Annotated in this window: 20 protein-coding genes and 1 pseudogene; 8 read left to right on the forward strand and 13 right to left on the reverse strand. The window is 71.1% G+C overall.

All coding sequences use genetic code 11. The annotated features are described in order from the left end of the window. Positions 1-11 precede the first annotated feature (11 nt). The 4 genes from AB0C16_RS17065 to AB0C16_RS17080 are packed head-to-tail and all read right to left on the reverse strand — an operon-like array spanning position 12 to position 3,237. The gene (locus AB0C16_RS17065) at positions 12-185 is read right to left on the reverse strand and encodes a hypothetical protein (RefSeq protein WP_357683736.1); all 174 of its coding nucleotides are present in this window, start codon (positions 183-185) and stop codon (positions 12-14) included. A gap of 23 nt (positions 186-208) precedes the next feature. Continuing rightward, positions 209-1,735: a tripartite tricarboxylate transporter permease gene (locus tag AB0C16_RS17070; protein WP_357683739.1), complete on the reverse strand. Its 1,527-nt coding sequence runs from the start codon at positions 1,733-1,735 to the stop codon at positions 209-211. After that, positions 1,736-2,263 carry a tripartite tricarboxylate transporter TctB family protein gene (locus AB0C16_RS17075; RefSeq protein ID WP_357683742.1) on the reverse strand — a complete coding sequence of 176 codons (528 nt, stop codon included), beginning with the start codon at positions 2,261-2,263 and terminating at the stop codon, positions 1,736-1,738. It lies immediately after the preceding gene. Beyond that, positions 2,263-3,237 carry a tripartite tricarboxylate transporter substrate binding protein gene (locus tag AB0C16_RS17080; RefSeq protein WP_357683744.1) on the reverse strand — a complete coding sequence of 325 codons (975 nt, stop codon included), beginning with the start codon at positions 3,235-3,237 and terminating at the stop codon, positions 2,263-2,265. The genes AB0C16_RS17075 and AB0C16_RS17080 overlap by 1 nt, the downstream gene beginning before the upstream one ends. Before the next feature lie 135 nt (positions 3,238-3,372). Between AB0C16_RS17080 and AB0C16_RS17085 the strand changes: the two genes are divergently transcribed. After that, positions 3,373-4,956, forward strand: coding sequence for a sensor histidine kinase (locus AB0C16_RS17085; RefSeq protein WP_357683747.1), 1,584 nt, complete (start codon positions 3,373-3,375; stop codon positions 4,954-4,956). Between the two features lie 113 nt (positions 4,957-5,069). Here the strand turns inward: AB0C16_RS17085 and AB0C16_RS17090 are convergent. Continuing rightward, positions 5,070-5,180 (reverse strand): annotated as a pseudogene (locus AB0C16_RS17090) (hypothetical protein); the annotation flags it as partial. Here AB0C16_RS17090 and AB0C16_RS17095 point away from each other — a divergent pair. Beyond that, a complete protein-coding gene (locus tag AB0C16_RS17095) occupies positions 5,133-5,786 on the forward strand; it encodes a response regulator (RefSeq protein ID WP_357684156.1) in 654 nt (217 codons plus the stop codon). The pseudogene AB0C16_RS17090 and the gene AB0C16_RS17095 sit on opposite strands and share 48 nt — an antisense overlap. Positions 5,787-5,879: 93 nt before the next feature. Then, a complete protein-coding gene (locus AB0C16_RS17100; RefSeq protein WP_357683749.1) occupies positions 5,880-7,886 on the forward strand; it encodes a VanW family protein in 2,007 nt (668 codons plus the stop codon). A 6-nt stretch (positions 7,887-7,892) separates the two neighbouring features. On the opposite strand, the gene AB0C16_RS17105 is transcribed toward AB0C16_RS17100, so the two are convergent. Then, positions 7,893-8,933 carry a PQQ-dependent sugar dehydrogenase gene (locus AB0C16_RS17105; protein ID WP_357683752.1) on the reverse strand — a complete coding sequence of 347 codons (1,041 nt, stop codon included), beginning with the start codon at positions 8,931-8,933 and terminating at the stop codon, positions 7,893-7,895. Between the two features lie 50 nt (positions 8,934-8,983). On the opposite strand from AB0C16_RS17105, the gene AB0C16_RS17110 reads away from it, so the two are divergent. From AB0C16_RS17110 to ilvC, 5 genes are all read left to right on the forward strand, one after another. Beyond that, on the forward strand, positions 8,984-9,889 hold the full coding sequence (locus tag AB0C16_RS17110; RefSeq protein ID WP_357683753.1) for a 2-hydroxyacid dehydrogenase: 906 nt from the start codon (positions 8,984-8,986) through the stop codon (positions 9,887-9,889). 233 nt (positions 9,890-10,122) lie between these two features. After that, positions 10,123-12,747 carry an EAL domain-containing protein gene (locus AB0C16_RS17115; RefSeq protein ID WP_357683755.1) on the forward strand — a complete coding sequence of 875 codons (2,625 nt, stop codon included), beginning with the start codon at positions 10,123-10,125 and terminating at the stop codon, positions 12,745-12,747. Between the two features lie 178 nt (positions 12,748-12,925). Then, positions 12,926-14,692, forward strand: a complete 1,767-nt coding sequence (locus AB0C16_RS17120) for an acetolactate synthase large subunit (RefSeq protein ID WP_357683757.1) — start codon at positions 12,926-12,928, stop codon at positions 14,690-14,692. 51 nt (positions 14,693-14,743) lie between these two features. Beyond that, positions 14,744-15,268: an acetolactate synthase small subunit gene (ilvN, locus tag AB0C16_RS17125; RefSeq protein WP_357683759.1), complete on the forward strand. Its 525-nt coding sequence runs from the start codon at positions 14,744-14,746 to the stop codon at positions 15,266-15,268. Between the two features lie 23 nt (positions 15,269-15,291). Continuing rightward, positions 15,292-16,275 carry a ketol-acid reductoisomerase gene (gene ilvC, locus AB0C16_RS17130; protein WP_357684158.1) on the forward strand — a complete coding sequence of 328 codons (984 nt, stop codon included), beginning with the start codon at positions 15,292-15,294 and terminating at the stop codon, positions 16,273-16,275. 57 nt (positions 16,276-16,332) lie between these two features. Here ilvC and AB0C16_RS17135 read toward each other — a convergent pair whose 3' ends face one another. The 7 genes from AB0C16_RS17135 to AB0C16_RS17165 form a co-directional block, all read right to left on the reverse strand. Then, positions 16,333-16,536, reverse strand: a complete 204-nt coding sequence (locus AB0C16_RS17135) for a hypothetical protein (RefSeq protein ID WP_357683762.1) — start codon at positions 16,534-16,536, stop codon at positions 16,333-16,335. Positions 16,537-16,677: 141 nt separating this feature from the next. Next, positions 16,678-17,091, reverse strand: a complete 414-nt coding sequence (locus AB0C16_RS17140) for a hypothetical protein (RefSeq protein ID WP_357683764.1) — start codon at positions 17,089-17,091, stop codon at positions 16,678-16,680. Between the two features lie 290 nt (positions 17,092-17,381). Then, positions 17,382-18,182, reverse strand: a complete 801-nt coding sequence (locus tag AB0C16_RS17145; protein ID WP_357683766.1) for a CAP domain-containing protein — start codon at positions 18,180-18,182, stop codon at positions 17,382-17,384. A gap of 229 nt (positions 18,183-18,411) precedes the next feature. Further along, on the reverse strand, positions 18,412-19,962 hold the full coding sequence (gene dacB, locus AB0C16_RS17150; protein ID WP_357683769.1) for a D-alanyl-D-alanine carboxypeptidase/D-alanyl-D-alanine-endopeptidase: 1,551 nt from the start codon (positions 19,960-19,962) through the stop codon (positions 18,412-18,414). Positions 19,963-20,067: 105 nt separating this feature from the next. Beyond that, positions 20,068-20,619, reverse strand: coding sequence for a DUF1707 and FHA domain-containing protein (locus tag AB0C16_RS17155; RefSeq protein WP_357683772.1), 552 nt, complete (start codon positions 20,617-20,619; stop codon positions 20,068-20,070). Positions 20,620-20,712: 93 nt separating this feature from the next. Next, the gene (locus tag AB0C16_RS17160) at positions 20,713-22,077 is read right to left on the reverse strand and encodes an MFS transporter (RefSeq protein WP_357683774.1); all 1,365 of its coding nucleotides are present in this window, start codon (positions 22,075-22,077) and stop codon (positions 20,713-20,715) included. 85 nt (positions 22,078-22,162) lie between these two features. Next, positions 22,163-23,017 carry a hypothetical protein gene (locus AB0C16_RS17165; protein WP_357683777.1) on the reverse strand — a complete coding sequence of 285 codons (855 nt, stop codon included), beginning with the start codon at positions 23,015-23,017 and terminating at the stop codon, positions 22,163-22,165. Positions 23,018-23,053 lie beyond the last annotated feature (36 nt).

The raw sequence follows: 23,053 nt of genomic DNA on the forward strand, positions 1-23,053 counted from the left end.
CGGCCGCCACCTCAGGCCGCCAGCTTCTCGCCGGCGGGCACGGCCCGCGCGGCGCCCGCGACCGCACGCGGCGCGATCGCCACCCCCACCAGCGCGATGACGAGCGCGGCCGCGAAGACCGTCCAGTAGCCGGAGCCCACCGCGGTGCACAGCGCGGCCGTGACCGCGACGGACACCACCGACAACACCGCCTCCCCCCCCGGGGACGCTAATCCTCGTCCCTGGGCACGTGCGCGGCGGCTCCGGCGTCGCGCCGGGCCAGCGCCTTCCTGAACACCGGCGTCAGCAGCGCGAGCAGCGACAGCACCAGCAGAACCACGGCCACCGGGCTCTTCACCAGCACGGTCACGTCGCCCGCCCCGATGGCCAGCGCCCGGCGCAGCTGGATCTCGGCCATCGGCCCCAGGATCATGCCGATCACCGCCGGGGCGATCGGCAGCCCGAACCTGCGCATCGCGAACCCGAGCAGCCCGAGCAGAAACAGCACCACCAGGTCCACCACGGTCGCGTTCAGGGCGTAGACCCCGAGCGCGGCGAACAGCACGATCCCGGCGTACAGGTAGGGCCGCGGGATTCGCAGCACCCGGGCCCACAGCGGGGCCAGGGGCAGGTTGAGCACGAGCAGCATCGTGTTGCCGATGAACAGCGACGCGATCATGCCCCACACCAGGGCCGGGTTGTGGTCGAAGAGCTGCGGGCCCGGCTGCAGGCCGTACTGCTGGAAGGCGGCGAGCAGGATCGCGGCCGTCGCCGAGGTGGGGAGCCCCAGCGTGAGCAGCGGCACCAGGGTGCCGGCGGCCGAGGCGTTGTTGGCGGCCTCCGGCCCGGCGACGCCCTCGATGGCGCCCTTGCCGTACTCCTCGCGGGCGACCCCGCGCGCCAGCCGCTTCTCCGCCGCGTACGACAGGAAGGTGGGGATCTCCGCGCCGCCGCCGGGCAGCGCGCCGAACGGGAAGCCGAGCGCGGTGCCACGCAGCCACGGCCGCCACGACCGGCGCCAGTCGGAGCGGCCCATCCAGGCGCGGCCCACGGGCACCACGTCGGGGATCGAGTGACGCAGCCGTGAGGCCACGTACATCGCCTCGCCCATCGCGAACAGCCCGACCGCGACGATCACCACGTCGATGCCGTCCAGCAGTTGCGGGATGCCGAGCGTGAGCCGGGCCTGCCCGGTCTGCTGGTCGATGCCGATCAGCCCGATGACCAGGCCGAGCCCGAGGGAGGCCAGGCCGCGCACGACCGACCGGGACAGCACCGACGACACCGCGGTGAAGGCCAGGATCGCCAGCGCGAAGTAGTCCTCGGGGCCGAACGAGATGGCGAAGCTCACCACCGCGGGCGCGGCCACGACCAGCAGCGCGGTCGCGATCGTGCCCGCGACGAACGAGCCGATGGCGGCCGTGGCCAGCGCCTGCGCCGCCCGGCCGCGCCTGGCCATCTTGTTGCCCTCCAGCGCGGTGATCATCGAGGACGACTCGCCGGGCGTGTTGAGCAGGATCGAGGTGGTGGAGCCGCCGTACATGCCGCCGTAGTAGATGCCGGCGAACATGATGAACGCGCTGGCCGGCGGCACGGTGAAGGTGATGGGCAGCAGCAGGGCCACGGTCATGGCGGGCCCGATGCCGGGCAGCACGCCGACGAGGGTGCCGAGCGTGACGCCGATCAGCGCGTACAGCAGGTTGACCGCCGTCAGCGCCTCGGCGAACCCGCCGAGCAGCAGCTCGAACGAGTCCACCTAGATCACCCCCCGCAGCAGCCCGCCCGGCAGTGTGACGCCCAGCCCCTTGACGAACAGCAAGTACGTGGTGATCCCCAGGACCACCCCGACGCCCGCCGCGCGCAGCCGGTGCTCGGCGCCGAGCGCCACCGACAGCCCGAAGAACAGCAGGCTCGCGGCGATGATCCAGCCGAGCACGTTCAGCACGGCGGTGAATCCCAGGAAGACGCCGCTGACCAGCCCGACGCTCCGCCAGTCGGCCGGCGCGTCGAGGTCGACGTCCTCGTTCTCCTCGGGGTCGCCCCGGCCGCCGCGCAGCACGTCGGCCACGTAGCACAGGCCGATGAGGATCATCGCGCCGCCGACCAGCATCGGGAAGAAGCGCGGCCCGATGCCGAGCTGCGAGGCCGCCGCCGACACCCCCAGGGTGCCCACGACGACGAACCCGCCGAGGGCCAGCACCACGAGGGCCAGCCCAAGCTCGGGCCGCCACCAAGGCAGCCGCTTCTCGGCGGATCCGCGACCGGGGTCGTCGGGCGTGGACATCAGGAGACGAGCCCCATCTCGGCGATGATGCCCTTGACCCGGGTCTCCTCGGACTTCAGGTAGTCGGCGAACTGCTGACCGGTCATGAAGGAGTCGATCCAGCCGTTCTTGGCCACGGCGTCCTTCCAGGCCTGCGAGTCGTGCATCTTGGTCACCAGGCCGGTGAGCGCCTGCTTGTCGGCGTCGCTGAGCCCGCCGGGGGCCACGAAGCCGCGCCAGTTGGCCAGCTCCACGTCCAGCCCGCCCTCCTTGACCGTGGGCGCGTCCAGATCGGGCAGCCGCTCGCCCGAGGTCACGCCGAGCGCGCGCAGCTTGCCGGACTTCACGTGCTCGGCGAACTCGCCGACGCCCGAGATGCCCAGGGTGACCTTGTTGCCGAGCAGCGCGTTGAGCGCCTCGCCGCCGCCCGAGTGGGCGATGTAGTTGACCTGCTTGGGGTCGACGCCCGCGGCCTTGGCCATCAGGCCGGCCACGATGTGGTCGGTGCCGCCCGCCGAGCCGCCCGCGACGGAGACCTTCGCCGGGTCCGCCTTCCAGGCCGCGACCAGGTCGGACAGCTGCTTGAGCGGGGATTCGGCCGGGACCACGATGATCTCGTACTCCTCGGTCAGCTTGGCGATCGGCGTCGTCTCGGCCAGCGTGACCTTGGACTTGTTCTGCTCGATCGCGCCCACCATGACCAGGCCCATGGTCATCAGCAGGTTGCCGTTGCCCTTCTCGCCCGCGAGCTGGGCCAGGCCGATCGTGCCGCCCGCGCCGGGAACGTTGTAGACCTCGACCTTGCGGGCCGGGTCGGCGGACTTGAGCGCCTGCTCGGCCGTACGAGAGGTCTGGTCCCAGCCGCCTCCGGGCGCGGCGGGGGCCATGATGCGCAACGCGCTGGTGCCGCCACCGCCGCTGCCGCCCGTTTCGCCGCAGCCGCTGAGCGCGGCGACGGAGATCGCCGCTAGAGCGGCGAGTATGCGCAGACGCATGATCACTCCAAAGGGGGGATTTCACGTTATGGAATCTGGATCGTGAAGTGTCCGCCCGGTGGCGTCGAGGTTTCCGCGATAGGAGTCGTTTAGGTCGTTCTGGTCGCGACCGGCCCGTGACCTCGGGCTGTTTGCATGAGCCTCGTGAGACGGGTACGAGACGCCTCCCTCGGGACCCAGCTGTTCGTGCTCCAGATGGTGATCGTGCTGCTGGCCGTCGGGGGCACCGCGAGCGTGTGGGCCGACCACACCCGTGACCAGCTGGACTCGCTGTACGAGCAGCGGGCGCTGGCGATCGCCCAGTCGGTGGCGGCGCTCCCGCAGGTCCGCGAGGCCTTCGACCTGCGAAACCCGGAGAAGGTGCTGCAGCCGCTCGCGCTGAGCGTGCAGGGCTCCACCGGCGCCGACTACGTGGTGATCGCCAACCGCGAGCAGACCCGCTACGCCCACCCCAACGCCGCCCTGATCGGCGAACGGCTGTCCACCGACGGCACCACCGTGCTCACGACCGGCAGGAGCTGGGTCGGCACCGAGACCGGCACCATCGGCACCACGGTCAGGGGCAAGGCGCCGATCTTCGACGAGTACGGCGACGTCATCGGCCTGGTGTCGGTCGGCGTGCTGCGGACCACGGTCACCGGCCGGCTCGCCGCCGCGCTGCCCCCGCTGCTCTGGACCGCGCTGGCCGTGCTGGTCTGCGGCCTGACGGCCGCCGCGCTGATCACGGCGCGGGTCCGGCGGCAGACGTTCGGGCTGGAGCCCAGTGAGATCGCCGCGCTGCTGGAGCAGCGCGAAGGGGTGCTGCACGGCGTCAAGGAGGGCGTGCTCGCGCTCGACCTCGCGGGCAGGGTGACGCTGGTCAACGACGCGGCCCGCGAGCTGCTGGGCGACGTCGGCCAGGACCTGACGCGGATGCCGGTCTCCGACCGGATGCGCGACGTGCTGGCCGGCGACGACCCGGGGGAGGACCGGGTGGTGCTGCACGGCGACCGGGTGCTGGTGCTCAACCGCACTCCGGTCTCGGTACGCGGCCAGCACCGCGGCTGGGTGGTCACCCTTCGCGACCGCACCGAGCTGGTCCGGCTGGCCCGCGAGCTCGACGACAGCAGCAGCGCCACCGAGGCCCTGCGCGCCCAGGCCCACGAGTTCGCCAATCGCATGCACACGGTCGTCGGCCTGCTGGAGCTGGGCGAGCACGAGGCGGCCATCGGTTTCATCACCCGGTTCACCCGCGGCACGTACGCCGCCGACCTGCGCGAGCGGGTCCAGGATCCGACGCTGGCGGCGCTGCTGATGGCCAAGTCGGCCGAGGCGGCCGAGCGGGGCGCCCGGCTGGTGCTGGCCGAGGACTCGGACGTCCCGGAGGGGTCGGTCGGCGATCCGCAGGACGCGGTGCTGGTGATCGGCAACCTGGTCGCCAACGCGATCGACGCGCTCGACGGCGCGTCCGGCACGATCGAGGTGTCCCTGCTCGCCGACACCGGCGGCCTGCACGTGCGGGTCTGCGACTCGGGCCCCGGCATCGCGCCCGAACTGGTCGGAGAGGTCTTCGGGGAAGGGTTCACCACCAAGGCGGCGCATTCGGGCCCGCGCGGCCTCGGCCTGGCGCTGACCAGGCAGGCGTGTCTGCGCAGGGGCGGCTGGGTGAAGGTGCGCAACGCTGACGGCGCGGTCTTCACCGCGCTGCTGCCTCCCGCGGTCGTGGTGGGGACGAGATGAGCGCGGGCGAGAAGGGCTCGCGTGACGCGATGACGGGTTCCGGCCGGATGGGTTCGGGCGAGATGGGCTCGCGTGAGATGGGCTCGCGTGAGATGGGCTCGCGTGAGATGGGCTCGCGTGAGATGGGCTCGCGTGAGATGGGCTCGCGTGAGATGGGCTCGCGTGAGATGGGCGACGTGCGGGTGCTGGTGGTGGACGACGACTTCATGGTGGCCCGCATCCACGGCGGCTACGTCGCCCGGATGCCGGGGTTCCGGGTGGTCGCGACCGCGCACAGCGGGACCGGCGCGCTCGACGCCGTGGCCGAGCATCGCCCCGATCTCGTGCTGCTCGACATCTACCTGCCCGACATGTCGGGACTGGAGGTGCTCAAGTCGCTGCACGACGTGGACGTCCTCGTGATCAGCGCGGCCCGCGACGTGCCCACGGTCAGGGAGGCGATGCGCGGCGGCGCGGTCAACTACCTGATCAAGCCGTTCACCTCGGCGGCGCTGGCCGAGCGGCTCCGGCACTACGCCGGCACGCGCCGGCAGCTCACCGCCATAGGCCCCGAGGCCCGCCAGGACGACGTCGACCGGCTCTTCGGCATCCCCGGCTCGGCCACGGCGCTGCCCAAGGGGTTGTCGCCCGCGACGTGCGCCCTGGTCGCCGACACGTTGCGGGACGCGGGCGGCGACCTGTCGGCCGCCGAGGCGGCCGTGCTGGCCGGACTGTCGAGGGTCAGCGCCCGCCGATACCTGGAATACCTGTGCGCGGCGGGCCGGGCCGAGCTCCGGCCGAGGTACGGCACGGCAGGTCGTCCGGAGCATCGCTACCGGTGGATAGGTTGACACACTTCCGTAGTCATTTCCCGTGACATATCAGGATGCGCGTGCCTTACTGTTGCCTGAGGATGTGGCTGCGGAGCGGGAGGAGATTGAGGCGTGCGTAACGCCGGACCGATCGAATCACCGACGGACCCGTTCGCCTCGGTGCCGTTACCCTCGTCGGCCACCAGCAGGAAGCCACGGATCGAGGGTCTGCCGCCCGGCGTCTCGCGCGACATCTTCGGTGGCGTCCAGGACCCCGCGCCGGCCGCCGCGAAGGGCCCGAACGGTGGCGCGTCCCTGCCCCCCATCGCCGCGCCCGCGCAGCCCTGGCCGGTGAACGAGGGCCAGGTCGATCCGCCGATCCCGCCCGCCCCCGTGTTCGGCCTGCCGGGGGGCCAGCAGGACCGGCCCGCCGGTCTGCTCGACCCCGAGCCGTCCCGCCGCGGCCGGCTGCTGCCCGCCGTCCTCGTCCTCGTCGTGATGCTGGTCGTCCTGGCGTACCTGGTGCCCGCGGTGCTGATGTCGGGCTCGGTGCTGCGCGGCACGCGCGTCGGCGGCGTGGACATCGGCGGCCTCACCATGACCCGGGCGGCCGACAAACTCCGCACCGAGCTGGCCGCCAGGCTGAGCAAGCCGGTCGCCATCGACATCGGCGGCAAGCGCGAGACCGTCCAGCCGGACGAGGCCGGACTCGAACTCGACGTGGTCAGCACCATCAACCAGGCGCCCAGCGGCTTTCCCAGCCCCGTCGAGGTGTGGCGAGGGCTGACCGGCACGACCGAGCTGGAGCCGAAGGTGACGGTCGACGCCTCCCAGCTCACCAGGACCGTGGAAGGGCTGGCCGAGGCGTACGACAAGCCTCCTCGCGAGGGCCGGATCGCCTTCAGGGGGCTGGAGCCGGTGGCGTCGGCGCCGCAGGACGGCGTGCTGCTCGACCGGGAAGACGCCGTGCGCGTCATCACCGACGCGTTCCTCCACTCCCGCAGTTCCGTGACGCTCACGCTCATGCCCGCCAAGGCCCAGACCACGCCCGCGGACGTCACCGCGGCCAAGGCGGACGCCCTCCAGGCGGTCTCCGCGCCCCTCACGCTGGCCATCGACGGCAAGCGGGCCGAGCTCCCGCCGTCGGCCATCGCCGCCCATCTGACCTTCGTCTCCGGCGGCAAGGGCGCCCTGGTCCCCCAGTTCGACGCCGAGGCGGCCCTCGCGAGCGTCGAGAGCAGCCTGGTCGACGAGAGCCAGGCCCCGCGCGACGCCACGTACGAGATCGTGAACGGCAAGCCGGTGCTGGTCCCGGCCCGTGCGGGCAGGGGGGTGGACGACCGGCAGCTGGCCCGGGACGTGGCCAAGGTGGTCACCGGCGACGGCCCCCGGGTCATCCCGGTGAAGCTCGACGCGGTCCGCCCCGAGGTCGTCACGTCCGAGGTGAAGGACCTGGGCATCGCGGCGAAGGTGGGGGAGTTCACCACCTCGTTCGACTGCTGCCAGCCGCGCGCCGCCAACATCCAGCGGATGGCCGCCCAGCTCGACGGCTACCTGGTGAGACCCGGGGAGACGTTCTCGCTGAACGAGGCGGCGGGCGAGCGCACCCGCGAGAAGGGCTACGTCGAGGCCGGGCAGATCGTCGGCGGCCGGATGGTCAACATCGTCGGCGGCGGCGTCTCGCAGTTCGCCACCACGATGTACAACGCGGCCTACTTCGGCGGGTTCGACGACGCCGGGCACGTCCCGATGGACTACTACGCCGCCCGGTATCCCGCCGGTCGTGACGCCGCGCTGCTCTATCCCGATCTCGACCTGAAGTGGCGCAACGACTCCGACCACGGGGTGCTGATCAAGACCGCCTCCACCGGGACGTCGGTCACGGTCACGCTCTGGAGCACCAGGCGCTACGACCGGATCCAGGCGGTCGAGTCGCCGAAGCGCGCCTTCACCCCCTTCCGCCGCGAGACCAGCAGCGCCCCCGGGTGCCTGCCCGTGACCGGTCAGCAGGGCTTCACGATCGACGTCACCCGGGTCTTCTACAAGGACGGCGAAGAGATCAGGCGGGACCGGAAGCTGACGACGAAGTACCGGCCCCAGGCGCAGGTCACCTGCACGGTCACCGGCGGCACCGGCTGATCCCGGTCACGGGCGGCGCGGGGCGACCGACAGGATCCGGTCGTCGCCGTCGCGAACCGAGCCCCTGCCGTCCTTGTTGCTGGTCGACACCCAGAGCGTGCCGTCGGGCGACACCGCCACGCCGCGGAGCCTGCCGTACGTGCCGGTGAAGTGGGCGACCGGCGTGCCCGGCGACCCGTTCGGGTCGAGCGGGATCTGCCACAGGCGCTCGCCGCGCAGCGCGCCCATCCACAGCGACCCCTCCGCGTAGGCCAGGCCGGACGGCGAGGCGTCGGAGGTAGGCCAGGTGAGGATCGGGTTCACGAACTCGGGGTCGTCGCCGCGGCCCTCGACCTCCGGCCAGCCGTAGTTGGCGCCCGGCTTGATCAGGTTGACCTCGTCGTAGGTGTTCGCGCCGAACTCCGAGGCGTACATCCTTCCCGAGTCGTCCCAGGCCAGGCCCTGCACGTTGCGGTGGCCGAGGCTGTAGACGAGGGTGCCGAAGGGGTTTCCGGGAGCGGGCGCGCCGTCCGTGGTCATCCTCAGGATCTTGCCCGCGAGCGAGTCGCGCCGCTGGGCCAGGGCCCGGTCGCCGACCTCGCCGGTGCTCGCGTACAGGTAGCCGTCGGGGCCGAACTCCAGCCGGCCGCCGTTGTGGATGCCTCCCTTGGGGATGCCCTGGACGATCACCCGCGGCTCGCTCAGCCCGGTGTCGCCGAGGCGGTAGCGGACGATCCGGTTGTCCTCGGCGGCGGTGTAGTAGACGAACACCTGGTCGTCCTTGGCCGCCACGCCCATCAGCCCGCCCTCGCCCTCGGGGGTCACCCCTTGGATCCTGGCGAGCTCGGTCACCCGGCCCGCGGGAGTCACCCGGAGCAGCCGGGCCGAGTCGCGTTCGGTCACCAGTGCATCACCGTCCGGCAGGAACTCGATGGCCCACGGCACCGCCAGGTCGCGGGCCACGGTCTTCGGCTCGCCCGGCGGCGGAGCGGGTGAGACGGCGGCCGTCGGCGTCACCCCGCCCGCGCTCGAACAGGCGGCGAGTGCCAGCGCCAGAACGAAAGCCATGACAATTCTCATGTGTTCCATACTTCCCCGGTGGTCGTAAGGTTCTCGGCATGAAGATCTGGGTCCCTTCCGACGCGGTCGCCGGTGTCCTGTCCGATCTGCCCGGCGTGGAGTGCGAGGTCTACGCAGGCGGCCAGGCTCCGGACGGCGCCGGGGAGGTCGAGGTCTGGATCCCGCCGCTGGTCACGGTCCCCGACGTAGCGGGGACACTGGCCGGGATGACCTCGCTGCGCCTCCTGCAGACCGTCACCGCCGGTGTGGAGCCGTACCGGCCGCACATGCCGGAGGGCGCGGTGCTGTGCAACGCGCGCGGCGTGCACGACGCGGGCACAGCGGAGTGGGCGGTCGGCGCGATGATCGCGGTGCTGCGGGAGTTCCCCGGATTCGTCGACGCGCAGCGCAGAGGCGTGTGGACCTACCACCACACCGGCGTGCTGGCCGACTCCACCGTGCTGATCGTCGGCTACGGCTCGATCGGCGCCGCGCTCGAACGCCGGCTCGGCGGCTTCGAGGTCGAGGTCGTCCGCGTGGCCCGCGGCGCCCGTGACGGGGTCCACGCCATGGAGGATCTGCCCGGGCTGCTGCCCGCTGCCGACGTGGTGGTGTTGCTGGTGCCCGCCACCCCGGCCACCGCCGGGATGGCCGACGCCGCGTTCCTGGCCCGGATGAAGGACGGCGCCGTGCTGGTCAACGCCGCGAGGGGCGGGGTGGTCGACACCGACGCGCTGCTCGCCGAGCTGAAGACCGGCAGGCTGCGCGCCGCGCTCGACGTCACCGCGCCCGAGCCGCTGCCCGAGGGCCACCCCCTCTGGAGCGCGCCGGGGGTGCTGATCACCCCTCACGTCGCGGGCAGCACCCCCGCCTCCGACCGGCGCGTGCTGCGGCTGATCCGCTCGCAGCTGCTGCGCTATCTGGCCGGCGAGCCGTTGAACAACATCATCACGGACGCGTACTGAGAGTAATCCGGAACGTGGCTGGTCCGTGACCTCCAGTGCGTAGCGTTGCGTGTCTACCAAGTATTCCTGACTCACTGTCAAGTAAGTTCTCGGATCAATCGGTCTGTGTGGTTATCAGATCGGTGACGACATCGGCGTTGTCGCCACCCGAATACCCGCGACCGCACACACTGGCGATGTGGTCGGTCGGACATCGGCGATCATCGGGCAACGAGACGGGATGGGCAACGACTGTGATCCGCTGGCGTGACCCACGGGCCCCGCTGACCGCCGCGGCGGCGACGGGTGCGGCGGGATTCGCGGCTGCGCTCCTTGCGGGCGGCCCGGCCCTGGTCACCGGCGCCGTCGCGGGGCTTCTCGCGGCGCTGCTCGCCGGAGCCTCCCTGCTGCTCGCCTCCGTCCAGCTGGCCGAGCACCGCGCGGCCGCGGTCGGCGCACGCTGGATGGGCGGCGGCGCCTTCGCCTGGGCCGCCGGCGCGGGCGTGCAGTCGCTGGCCGAGAGCTCGAGCATCGTGGTCAGCTTCGGCGACCTGCTCCTGCTGCTGGGCGTGGTCCTGATGGCGGGCGGCGCGCTGACCGCGGCCGGTCGGGCCCTTCCCGGCACCGCCATCCTCAGGCTGGTCGCCGACTCCTACCTGTGCGCCGTCTCGCTCTTCCTGATCGCCTGGGTGATCGGGCTGCGCCACATCTACGCCCAGGTGGACCCGGCGATGTTCACCTTCGCCATGCTCCCGCCGATGATCTCGCTGCTAGTGACCTGCGCCACCGTCCCGCCGGTGGTCAAGGGCCGGTCCACGTCGTGGTCGCTCGCCCTGACCGGCACCGGCGTGCTCGCCACCACCACGATCGCCGGGATGGCGGGCGCCGTCGCGCGGCTGTCCGACAGCGCCCCGCCGACGTGGAGCGTGATGCTCGCACCGGTGGCGTTCCTGCTGCTGGCCGCCGCCCCGTGGGCGCTGCGCCCGGCCGAGTCCGAGCCCGCCTCCGCCGGCTCGATCCCCGGCAACCTGGTCGCGATGGTGCCGCCCGCGCTGGTCGCCGTGGCCACCTGCACGCTGCTCGTCCACCTGGCCGGCGGGCGGCAGGCGGTGCCGGTCTCCGGCGTCGTCGTGCTCGCCGCCTCCGCGGTGCTGCTCCTGCTGGTGCGCCTGACCGTGCTGGCCGCGGCCAACATCCGGCTGCGCCGGCTGGTCTCGCTCGGCGACCGGCAGCTGCGCGAGCTGGCCGAGAGCACCGGCGACGTGGTGCTGCTCTGCGACTACGACGGAGTGGTGCGCGAGATCGGCGCCGGCGTCGAGGTCACCTACGGCTACCGTCCCGACCAGCTCATCGACGGCACGATCTTCGACTACATCCATCCCGAGGACGTGCCCGGCCTCCAGCGGTCGCTGCGCGCGATGGTCGACGACGAGGGCGCCAGCCCGGGCACCTGCATGATCGCCTGCCGCGTACGCGCCTCCGACGGCACCTGGCGCCCCACCGAGTCCGTCGCCACCCGCCACGTCAGTGGCGACGACCTCGTCCTCGTCACCACCAGAGACGTGAGCGACGAGGAGGCGCTGCGCAACCAGGTCGCCCACCTGACCTTCCACGACGGCATCACCGGGCTGCCCAACCGCGCCTACTTCGAGGAGCGCACCCGAGAGGTGCTCTCCGGCCGCACCGGCCACGTCGCGGTCATCTTCCTCGACCTCGACGGGTTCACCTCGGTCAACGACTCGGTCGGGCACGCCAGCGGCGACCACCTGCTCGGGCAGGCCGCGCGCCGGCTGCGCGGAGCCGTACGACCCGACGACACGCTCGCCCGGTGGGGCGGTGACGAGTTCGCGGTGCTCGTGGAGACGGGTGGCGAGGCCCAACTGGCCGTCGACCTGGCCGAGCGGCTGCTGGGGGCCGTCTCGCAGGAGCCGTTCCGGGTGGCCGACCGCGACGTGGCGCTCACCGCGAGCGTCGGCGTGGCCTTCGCCGAGGACGACATGCCCTCGGGCGACCTGATCCGCAACGCCGACGTCGCCATGGCCAGGGCCAAGGAGCTCGGCGGGCGCCGGGTCGAGGTGTTCGCGGCGCAGATGCACGCCGACGTGGTTCGCCGGCTGGAGCTGGCCGCCGACCTGCAGCGGGCGCTGATCGAGCACCAGTTCGCGATCGAGTACCAACCGGTCGTCGACCTCGCGACCTCGCGGGTGACCGCGGTCGAGGCGCTCGTGCGGTGGTGGCGGGGGTCGGTCTTCGTGCCGCCCGACCAGTTCCTCGGCCCGGCCGAGGACACCGGGCTGATCGTGCCGCTGAGCGAGTGGATCCTGCGCGAGTCGTGCCGTGAGGTGGCCGCCTGGCGGGCGTCGTCGTGGGACATCGGGCTGTCGCTCAATCTGTCGGCCCGCCAGATCACCGCGCCCCGGTTCGTCGAGACCGTCGAGGAGGCGCTCGCCGAGAGCGGCCTGCCCGCCTCCGCGCTCACCCTCGAGGTGATCGAGGAGATGCTCGTCGAGGACGCCGAGGAGACGATCAAGCGCCTGTCCGAGCTCCGCGCGCTGGGCGTGCGGCTGGCGATCGACGACTTCGGCACCGGCTACGCCTCGCTGGCGTTCCTCCGGCAGCTGCCGGTCGACATGATCAAGATCGACCCGTCGTTCGTGTCGGGCCTGGGCAGGGACGACACGTTGACCCTGCTCACGCGGACGATCGTGCGGCTCGGCAACGATCTCGGCCTGATCGTGGTGGCCGAGGGCATCGAGCGTCCCGAGCAGCTGGAGCTGCTGCGTGAGATGGGCTGCACCCGGGGCCAGGGCTTCCTGGTCGCCAGGCCGATGGCGGCGCGCGGCGTCGACTCCCTGATGCGGACGAGTCTCACGGTTTGAGACTCGCGTCCCACCAAGTTGACATCGGGGGTCACAAAGGGGCTATGGTGTGCCCATGCTTCGTAGTGGGATTCTCGTAGTACTTCGCCGGCGCGCGGGCCGATAGCGAAGCACTACGACCTGCGCGCCGCCCCAGACCCGCCATTCCCGGCGGGAAGGGGCATTTTTTATGTCCTGAGTGAGTAGCCACACAAGGAACGAGCCGATGACCGAACGGATGACAGGTGCACAAGCCCTGGTCAGGGCACTGGAGCACGTGGGAGTCGACACCGTGTTCGGGATCCCGGGCGGCGCCATCCTCCCCGCCTACGATCCCCTCTACGACTCGACCAAGGTCCGGCACGTGCTCGTACGGCATGAGCAGGGCGCCGGGCACGCGGCCGAGGGCTACGCCCAGGCGACGGGCAAGGTCGGGGTGTGCATGGCGACCAGCGGTCCCGGCGCGACCAACCTGGTCACGCCGATCGCCGACGCCTACATGGACTCCGTGCCGATCGTGGCGATCACCGGCCAGGTCGCCAGCGGGGCGATCGGCACCGACGCCTTCCAGGAAGCCGACATCTCCGGCATCACCATGCCGATCACCAAGCACAACTTCCTGATCACCGACCCGTTCGACATCCCCCGCACGATCGTCGAGGCGTTCCACATCGCCTCCACCGGGCGGCCGGGGCCGGTGCTGGTCGACATCTCCAAGGACGCGCTGCAGGCCGAGACCACCTTCTCCTGGCCGCCGGTCATGCACCTGCCCGGCTACCGCCCGGTGACCAGGCCGCACTCCAAGCAGATCCGCGAGGCCGCCAAGCTGATCGCCGAGTCGCGGCGTCCCGTCCTGTACGTGGGCGGCGGCGTGCACAAGGCGGGCGCCTCGGCCGAGCTGATCCGGCTGGCCGAGCTGACCAACATCCCGGTCGTCACCACGCTGATGGCGCGCGGCACGTTCCCCGACAGCCACCCGCAGCACATGGGCATGCCGGGCATGCACGGCAGCGTCTCCGCCGTCGGGGCCCTGCAGCAGGCCGACCTGCTCATCGGCCTGGGAGTGCGCTTCGACGACCGGGTGACCGGGCAGCTGTCGACCTTCGCCCCCTCCGCCAAGGTCGTGCACGCCGACATCGACCCGGCCGAGATCTCCAAGAACCGCCACGCCGACGTGCCGATCGTGGGCGACTGCAAGGAGGTCATCACCGACCTCATCGCCACGATTGAGGCGTCGGCCCAGCGGGGCGACTACGCCGACTGGTGGACCGTGCTCAACGGCTACAAGGAGACCTACCCGCTCGGCTACGAAGAGTTCGAGGACGGCTCGCTGGCCCCGCAGTACGTCATGCAGCGCCTGAGCGCGATCGCCGGGCCCGACGCCTACTACGTGGCCGGCGTCGGCCAGCACCAGATGTGGGCCTCGCAGTTCATCGGCTACGAGAACCCGGGGACGTTCATCAACTCCGGCGGCCTCGGTACGATGGGTTTCGCCGTTCCGGCCGCGATGGGCGCCAAGATGGGCCGGCCCGACGCCACCGTTTGGGCCATCGACGGCGACGGCTGCTTCCAGATGACCAATCAGGAGCTGGCCACCTGTGCCCTGGAGGGTGTGCCGATCAAGATCGCGGTCATCAACAACGGTAATCTCGGCATGGTCCGCCAGTGGCAGACGCTCTTCTACGACCGGCGCTATTCCAACACCGACCTGCAGACCGCCCGCCGCATCCCGGATTTCGTCAAGCTGGCGGAGGCCTATGGTTGTGTGGGCCTGCGTTGCGAGCGTCCCGAAGACGTGGATGCCACCATCATGAAGGCCATGGAGATCACCGACCTGCCCGTCGTGGTCGACTTCGTCGTCCACCAGGACGCCATGGTCTGGCCGATGGTCGCGGCGGGCACCAGCAACGACGACATCAAGATCGCGCGGGACATGGCGCCGACGTGGGAGAGCGACGATGAGTAGGAGCGAACCCGACGAGCGCCCGCGGAGCGAACGAGGAGTGGTGAGCGACCAATGAGCAGGCACACGCTTTCTGTGCTTGTCGAGAACCGGCCGGGTGTCCTGGCCCGGGTGTCCTCGCTGTTCAGCAGGCGGGGCTTCAACATCGACTCGCTGGCCGTCGGGCCCACGGAGCACGACGACATCTCCCGCATGACCATCGTGGTCAGCGTCGAGGAGTTGCCGCTGGAGCAGGTCACCAAGCAGCTCAACAAGCTGGTGAACGTTCTCAAGATCGTGGAGCTCGACCCGGGGCAGTCGGTGCAGCGCGAGCTGATGCTGATCAAGGTGAAGGCCGACGCCGACAGCCGCTCCCACGTGCTCGAGCTCGTCCAGCTCTTCCGTGCCCGCTGCGTCGACGTGGCCTCCGACGCCGTGACCATCGAGGTCACCGGCACCCCCGACAAGCTCGAGGCGTTCGTCAAGGTCCTCGAGCCCTTCGGGATCAAGGAGCTAGTCCAATCGGGCATGGTGGCCATCGGCCGCGGCGCCCGTTCCATTACCGACCGGTCCCTCAGGGCACTGGACCGTACCGCCTGAAAGGTTCTACAGAAGTGACCGAGATTTTCTACGACGACCAGGCCGATCTGTCGATCATCCAGGGACGTCACGTGGCCGTGCTGGGGTACGGCAGCCAGGGCCACGCCCATGCGCTCTCCCTGCGTGACTCCGGGGTCGACGTGCGCGTCGGCCTGCCGGAGGGCTCCAAGAGCCGCGAGAAGGCCGAGAACGACGGCCTGCGCGTGCTCACCCCGTCGGAGGCGGTGGAGGAGTCCAACCTCACGATGATCCTGGCGCCCGACCACATCCAGCGCCACCTCTACGCCGAGCACGTCGCCCCCAACCTGGTCGAGGGCGACGCGCTGTTCTTCGGCCACGGCCTCAACATCCGCTACGGCCTCATCGAGGCGCCCGAGGGCGTCGACGTGTGCATGGTGGCCCCCAAGGGCCCCGGTCACCTCGTCCGCCGCCAGTTCGAGGCGGGCCGCGGTGTCCCGTGTCTCGTCGCCGTCGAGAAGGACGCCTCGGGCAAGGCCCTCGACCTGGCCCTGTCCTACGCCAAGGGCATCGGCGGCACCCGCGCCGGCGCGCTGAAGACGACCTTCACCGAGGAGACCGAGACCGACCTGTTCGGTGAGCAGGCCGTCCTCTGCGGTGGCGTGTCCGAGCTGATCAAGGCGGGCTTCGAGACGCTCATCGAGGCCGGCTACCAGCCCGAGGTCGCCTACTTCGAGTGCCTGCACGAGATGAAGCTCATCGTCGACCTCATGTACGAGGGCGGCATCTCGAAGATGTACTGGTCGGTGTCCGACACCGCCGAGTACGGCGGCTACACCCGTGGCCCGCGCATCATCACCGACGAGACCCGTCAGGAGATGCGCCGCATCCTCGGCGAGATCCAGGACGGCACCTTCGCCCGGCAGCTGGTCGAGGAGTTCGACGGCGGCCAGAAGGAGTTCACGCGTCACCGCGAGGAGCTGGCGGACAACCCGATCGAGAAGACCGGCGCCAAGCTCCGCCCGATGATGAGCTGGCTCAAGGCCTGACTCACCCGTGGGGGGCCCAGCGCCCCCCACGCTTCGGGCCCACCCGCCCGGAAGGCTTCACCCGGTCGCGATCTGCCGGAAGACGATCGTCGCCTGGAAGGCTCCGGGCCGGGAGGGGTCCGGCTCGGCCCGGGCACTGATGACGTCCGTCTCCGCGCTGGCGCCGAAGAAGCGTTCCGCTTCGCGGTAGGCGGCTTCCTTGAGCTCGAGAGGCGAGTTGCCGGTGACTGTCACCTGCAGTTCGAAGGGAATGGGCTTCATTTCACATCCATCCGCCGGTCTGACGGGGATCGACACTTCGGCGTCTGTAGCCCCTTCCCCGATGGGGCCGGGTCATGCGCGCTGGCTCGCGCCACCCGCCTGCCGCTGATCCTGAGGACGGTGAATGCTGGGACGTCCCGGTCAAGGGGTCATCGTGCTGGGACGGCGGATCGGGCAGGGGTGATCCGCGTGCCGGTTGGGGCAGCAGACCACGCCGAAGGTGGCGAACCGGCCCCCGGTCAGCCATTCGCCCCACTGCACGTCCACGCCCCGCGGCAGCGCGTCGGCCGCGTTGTCCAGCCGAGCCCGCGGACCCACCCGGTCGGAGTGCAGGAACGCGCCGCGGATCGTGCCGTACTGGGTGGCCAGCCACTCCACGGCCCTGCTCGGGTCGTCGAAGGTGGCGGCGATCCGTGAGGCGGGCTTGGCCAGCCAGTCGCCCGTCCGCATGGGGGGCAGGTGCGAGCCGGCGAACTCGGGCGAACCGGGGCGACGCTCGTCCTCGCGGCCCAGGTCCTCGCCGTGGCCGATCCAGGTATAGGCGTGCCAGTGCATGAACGCCCCCGCAGTCCGTCGGGTCCCACGAAGACCTACCCAGGAACGACTTACCCAGGAACGACCTGCCCGGGAACGACCTGCCCGGGAACGACTTGCCCGGGAACGGCCGTACGACTTTCCGGCGGTGCGGGACGGGTGATGCGAGCGGCGTGATGTGCGGGCCCGGCCGCGGTCCGTGTGCGGGGGAGGCGCGGCCGGGCCCGCCGGATGGGAGCGCCGTGGCGGGCGGTGGGAACCGGCGCGGTGGCGCGCTCGGTGGAGCCAGGCGCTCCCTGGCCGGGGGTGGGTCAGTGCGCGGCGAAGACCTGGGTCCAGTGCGGGCCGGTGGCCGCGTGGCCGACGCCGATGTGGGTGAAGGCGCAGTTCATGATGTTGGCGCGGTGGCCCGGGCTGTTGAGCCAGCCGTCGACGGCCTGCGCGGCGGTGCGCCGGCCCTTGGCGATGTTCTCGCCCCAGGTGCTGATCGGGGCGAAGCCCGCGGCCCTGACGCGGTCACCGGGCGAGCGCCCGTCGGGGGAGGTGTGGTCGAAGAAGCCCCTGGCGGCCATGTCCGCGGAGTGCCGTTCGGCGGCGGCGTGCAGCTTGGGGTCGTGGACGAGGGGGCGGCAGCCGCCTGCGGCCCTGGCCTCGTTGGTCAGCTTGACGACCGTGTCCTCGACGGCCGACGCGCCGCCGCTCTTCGGCGGGGTCTGCCTCTTGCAGGACAGGGTCACGGCCCCGGACTTACCGGCTCCGCCCCGGTAGTCGAGGGCGACGACGTAGTAGCGGGCAGGGGTTCTGACGCAGCGTACGCCGGCCACGATCCTGCCGTTGGTGAGCATCTTGGAGCCGCTCTTCACCGTACGGTCGGGGCCGGGCACGACCCGCTTGATCCGCACCCGGAACCGGGTCCGGTCGTCGCAGCCGCTCCTGATCGCCGCGCCCCTGATCATGCCCTTGACGTCGATCTGTGGCTTCACGGCCACGACCTGGCACGCCTGCTTGAGCGGGGCCCGCTCGATGGTGGCCGCCTGGGCGGGCGGGACGGGGAAGCTCAATGCCGCCAGACTTCCGAGGCAGGCCAGTGCCTGGAACTGTCCGCGCACCATGTCCTCCGAGGGGGGTTAGACACTGCGTCGAACCCGCATTCTGGTGGGCGCACATCGGCCATGTCAGGAAAAGTGGTGCTATACCTGGAGCTCCAAGTGTCCGAATCGTAACCACATCTCCCCCGACCTGGGTAAACCTCTCCCTCCTCTCGCGCGTCTGGATTCATCCATCGCGTCCCTGTGGCCCCAACGGGACCGTGGGGCGGTCCCGTCGGGGAGCGGGGGAGCGCTAGCAGTGGGCGGGCTTGAGCCAGGAGCACTCGAGGTCGCCGGAGCCGGCGGCGGTGTCGGTGCCCGTGCGGAGCTGGGCGGGCGCGTCGGCCGGGGCGGTGCGGGAGAACTGGGCGAGGCGGATCGCGATCTTGTCCTCGATGTCCTTCGGCGAGCCCGACAGGTACTGGTTGAGCATGATGGAGAAGACCAGCGGCTCACCGTCGGCGCTGGTGACGTAGCCCGACAGGGCGGTGACACCGGTCAGCGAACCGGTCTTGGCGTGGACGTTGCCGGCCGCGGGCGTGTTGCGCATCCGGCTGCGCAGCGTGCCGCCGACGAAGCGGTCGGCGTCGCCCGCGATCGGCAGCGAGTCGTACCAGGTCTGGTACCAGGGCTTGGCGCGCATGGCGGTCAGGAGCTGGACGATCGAGGTGGGCGTGAACCCGTCGCGGCGCGACAGTCCCGAGCCGTCGCGCATGTTGAGCACCTGGACGCCGTTCGCCTTGGCGAAGTCGGTGGTCACCTTGAGCCCGGCGGCCCAGGTGCCCTGGCCGGCGACCTCGCGGCCCATCGCCTTGGTCAGGATCTCGGCGTGGATGTTGTTGCTGAGCTTCATGAACGGCACCAGCAGCTCGCTCAGCGGCATCGACTCGTGCCTGGCCAGCTCCTGCGCGCCGGTGGGGGCCGCTCCGGTGACCGTCGGGCCGAGGACGCGGACGCCGTGCCTGCTCAGCGCCTTGCGGAACAGCGAGGAGACGTACGCGGTGGGGTCGTCGACGGCGACCCACTCGTTGTACGTGCCGGCCACGGTGCCGGTGATGACGACCGTGCGCGTGCCGTGCCGGCGTTCGATGAGCACGTTGGTCGAGGCGCCCACTGTGGCCTTGTTGACGATCTTGAAATAGTCGGTCTCGGGCGTGGTCGAGACCTTGACCTCGTCACCGGACGGAGCCACCGAGACGATCACCGAGCCGGCGTCGTAGTCGGTGTCGGGCGAGGCGGTCAGCGCGGAGATGGGCGCCGCGTAGTAGGCCGTCTCGTCGTCCCAGGTCCAGTCGTTGCCGAGCAGCACGGAGTCGAACCAGGTGTCGTCGGCCACGAGCTTGCCCGTGACCACCTTGATGCCCGACTCGGCGACCTTGGCCGCCAGGGCGTCGTAGTCCGCGGCCAGCATCGTCGGGTCGCCGGTGCCGCGCAGCACCAGGTCACCTGCCAGCGCGGAGCCGGCCTTGCTCCCGCCGGCCAGGACCGTGGTGGGGAAGCGGTAGTCGAGGCCGAGCGTCTCGGCCGCCGCCGCGGAGGTGAACAGCTTCGTGTTGGACGCCGGGATCAGCAGCTTGCCGCCGTCGGTGGCGTAGAGCTCCTCGCCGTTGGCCGCGCTCTTGACGACCACGCCGGCTCTGGCGATGGTCAGGCGGGAGTCGCTGAGGATCTGGTTCAGGTCCTGGGTCAGGTCGGCCACGCCGGGGGACGGTTCGAACGCGACCGCGGGGGAGGTGGGGCTGGACGCCCACGCGAGGGTCGCGACGAGCGCGCCCGCGACGAGGGAGGCTGAGGTGCGCCGCATGGGATCTCCAAAGGGCTGGGGGTCTCGCCTGGGATCATGGGGCAGCGCACAGAGCCTGTAATCCGCAAATATCCGTATTTTTCGGGGCTACCGGTGTACGGCGGGTCAGGCGGACGGCAGGCCCGCGCTCACCAGGAAGCCGCAGTCGCCGAAGGAGACCTCGTCACCCGACCGGACCCGGGCGGGCCCGACGAGCCGCCAGCCGTTCAGCCGGGTCCCGTTGAGCGACCCCAGGTCGACCAGCATCCACCCGCCGTCGGAGTCGCGGCGCAGCTCGGCGTGGACGCGTGACACGGTCAGGTCGGCCAGCACGAGATCGCACGCGGACCCGCGGCCCACCACGTAGCGGGCCCGGTCGTCGTCGGGCAGGGCCAGGCGGGGCAGGCGGGGCCTGCGCCAGGCCGACCGCAGGCCGGTGGTGAAGTCGGAGGCGGCCGACACCATGTCGGTCAGCCGCTGGCGAAGCGATCTGCGTCGCGGCAGATCGGCCACCAGTTTGTCCAGCTCATCCTGGTTGCGTGCTCGCAGCGCCTGATCCACCCGGCCGACGAACGTGTCGTGGGAGATCCGCCCCTCGACGGCCCGGTCGCGCAGCTCACCGATCGCACGATCGCGTTCCCCGTCGGAGGCGCGGAACGGTGGATGCGTCGAGCTCATCCCCCGAGTATCGGCCTATACGGCGCGCCCTGTCCAGAAAGCGTGGATCTCCGCGGAGCGATCCGGGTCGGCGGCAGGCGAGCGCCGACCCGGTCAGTGGGAGGCGTCCGGCACGGCGGCCCTCAAGGGATCCGTCAGCCGGTACTTCAGCGTCATCAGCACCGACAGGAAGATGATCAGGGCCGGCACCGCGGTCTGCCCGATGAGCACGGCGGTCACCGCGCTGTCCGGCTGCTGGACCGGGGCGCTCGGCTCCGAGGGGATGAAGCCGCCCACGGAGATGATCACACCGAAGATCAGCGCGCCGAACGCGCTGACCCCGCTCTCGATCGCCGTCCACAGCCCGGTGAACACGCCGGCCCGCCGGTTGCCCGTCGTCGTGGCGTCCAGCGCGATCACGTCGGCCAGCATGGAGAACTGCAGCAGCGTCACCCCGGCGATCCCGGTGCCGACCAGCAGGAGCACGGCGTGCGCGTAGACGACTCCGAAGATCGGCGTGGCGAACGCGGCCGCGGTGCCGCTGCCGTACAGGATCCCGGCCAGGATCATGGCGCCGCGCTTGTCGAACCGTTTGGCCAGCCGGACCCACAGCGGCATGGTTAGCAGCATCGGCCCCACCAGCACGGCGAAGAGCGTCTTGGTCGTTCCCGGGTCGCCGAGCGTGTAGGCGGCGAAGTACGGCGCGGCGGCCAGCATCGTGGCGATCGCGAGCTGCTGCGTGCAGCTCAGCGCCAGGAGCCAGACGAACGCGGGATTGCTCCGGGCCGCCGCGAACTGTCGCCGGAGGCCGCCCGTGTCCGCGTGGGGCGCGGCGGTCATCGGGGCGCGCGCCGTGCCGAAGAAGGAGCCGAGCATCGCGGCGAGCATGATGAGGGCGATCGTCACGGCCATCAGCCGGTAGCTGCCGAGGGTGCCGTTGTCGCCCTGGCTGTTGACGATGGTCGGCGCCAGGACGCCGCTGATCAGGGTCGCCAGGCCGACGAAGATCATCCGCCACTGCAGCAGCGAGGTCCGCTCGTGGTAGTCCTCGGTCATCTCGGCGGGCATCGCCTTGTAGGGGACCTCGAACAGCGCGTACGCGGTGGCGGCGGCCATGAAGCACAGGCCCACGTAGATGGCCGCCGGGACGCCGGTCAGCGGCGGCCCGGCGAACACCAGGAAGAACATGAAGGGCAGCGTGCACGCGCCCGCGAGCAGCCACGGCCGCCGCGGGCCCATCCGTGACCTGGTGCGGTCGGACCAGCGGCCGACCAGCGGGTTGATCACCAGGTCCCAGACCTTGGGGGCGGCCACCACGATCCCGGCCACCCATCCGGGCACGGCCAGGAAGTTCGTCATGTAGTAGAGCAGCAGCAGGCCGGGCACGGCGCTGAACGTCGCCGTGCAGAACGATCCCACGCCGTAGCCGAGGCGTACACCCCGGGAAACGGTGGGTACGCCCACGGCCGGTGCGATCATGCCCCTCATCTAAACCGAGCGGGCCCTTGTTCGGTAGAGCCTATTTTTCCGGATACTCCCTGGATATTCCGGGATATGTTGCCATCTAGTCGCGTACGTCGGCACAGACGACGTGCGCGCCGATCTCGATCATCCGGCGCTCGCTGCGCGTGTCGGCCACCCGGGCCATGAGGATCGGCGCCTCGCTCGCCGCGAACTGCGGCAGCCGGGCCCGGACCCCGCGGTGCAGGTCGCGGACAACGTCCTCGGCGGCCGACATGTGCACTTTGACGTGCAGCATGATGCCGGGAGCCCCGGAGGCCGTGCGGGCCTCGGAGATCCAGACGTGGTGCACCAGCGGGAAGTCCATGAGCAGGGTGGCGATCGCCCGGCGGAGCGCGGGCAGGATCGGGTGCGCGCACCGGCGGTAGCCGGGGTCGACCTGCTGCATCGGCCCCGACAGGTGCGGGCGCGGCGCCGGTATCCACGGCATCGGGGGAGACTCGGTCGAGGGGGGCGCGACCTGCGCGAGGGCGGTGCCCCGCGAGACCGTGGCCATCGCGCCCGTGGCGTAGGCGGCCGGCGCGGCGCCGGACAGGACCGGCGTGGGCCCCGTACGGGTCGCGGTGAGGAAGCGCTGGAGGTCGTCGATGGGCACGGCCGCCGCGGCGGGTCCGGCCGCGTCGATCACGATCTCCCGTACGCCGGTGACACGCTGGATGTCGAGGATGGTGTCCGCGTCGCAGGCTGACAGCGAGTGGCTGCCCCGATGCCTCGCATAGGTCGCCGCTCCGGTGTAGCCGAGCAGCACGCGGTCACCTGCCTGGGTGGTGCCCAGGACGACGGATCGGTCCGGTCGTACGGCCACCAGAACTCCACCGTCCGCGAGAGCTGCCAGCAGGCGGTGCGGGGCGCCATGCTGTGCGAGCACGTGGGCGAGCGCAGGGTTCCCGATGCTCATATGACGAACCATAGGTAGTTGGCCATGGCTTATCAG

It is taken from the genome of Nonomuraea sp. NPDC048916 (genome assembly GCF_040649575.1).
In the GTDB taxonomy this organism is placed as follows: Bacteria; Actinomycetota; Actinomycetes; order Streptosporangiales; family Streptosporangiaceae; genus Nonomuraea.

Excerpts from the sequence above, each read along its gene's own strand:
- dacB (WP_357683769.1), bottom strand. The coding sequence starts at position 19,962 with ATGCGGCGCACCTCAGCCTCCCTCGTCGCGGGCGCGCTCGTCGCGACC.
- AB0C16_RS17140 (WP_357683764.1), bottom strand. The coding sequence starts at position 17,091 with ATGCACTGGCACGCCTATACCTGGATCGGCCACGGCGAGGACCTGGGC.
- AB0C16_RS17135 (WP_357683762.1), bottom strand. The coding sequence starts at position 16,536 with ATGAAGCCCATTCCCTTCGAACTGCAGGTGACAGTCACCGGCAACTCG.
- AB0C16_RS17110 (WP_357683753.1), top strand. The coding sequence starts at position 8,984 with ATGAAGATCTGGGTCCCTTCCGACGCGGTCGCCGGTGTCCTGTCCGAT.
- AB0C16_RS17155 (WP_357683772.1), bottom strand. The coding sequence starts at position 20,619 with ATGAGCTCGACGCATCCACCGTTCCGCGCCTCCGACGGGGAACGCGAT.
- AB0C16_RS17080 (WP_357683744.1), bottom strand. The coding sequence starts at position 3,237 with ATGCGTCTGCGCATACTCGCCGCTCTAGCGGCGATCTCCGTCGCCGCG.
- AB0C16_RS17085 (WP_357683747.1), top strand. The coding sequence starts at position 3,373 with ATGAGCCTCGTGAGACGGGTACGAGACGCCTCCCTCGGGACCCAGCTG.
- AB0C16_RS17165 (WP_357683777.1), bottom strand. The coding sequence starts at position 23,017 with ATGAGCATCGGGAACCCTGCGCTCGCCCACGTGCTCGCACAGCATGGC.
- ilvN (WP_357683759.1), top strand. The coding sequence starts at position 14,744 with ATGAGCAGGCACACGCTTTCTGTGCTTGTCGAGAACCGGCCGGGTGTC.
- AB0C16_RS17105 (WP_357683752.1), bottom strand. The coding sequence starts at position 8,933 with ATGGCTTTCGTTCTGGCGCTGGCACTCGCCGCCTGTTCGAGCGCGGGC.
- AB0C16_RS17160 (WP_357683774.1), bottom strand. The coding sequence starts at position 22,077 with ATGATCGCACCGGCCGTGGGCGTACCCACCGTTTCCCGGGGTGTACGC.
- AB0C16_RS17145 (WP_357683766.1), bottom strand. The coding sequence starts at position 18,182 with ATGGTGCGCGGACAGTTCCAGGCACTGGCCTGCCTCGGAAGTCTGGCG.
- AB0C16_RS17075 (WP_357683742.1), bottom strand. The coding sequence starts at position 2,263 with ATGTCCACGCCCGACGACCCCGGTCGCGGATCCGCCGAGAAGCGGCTG.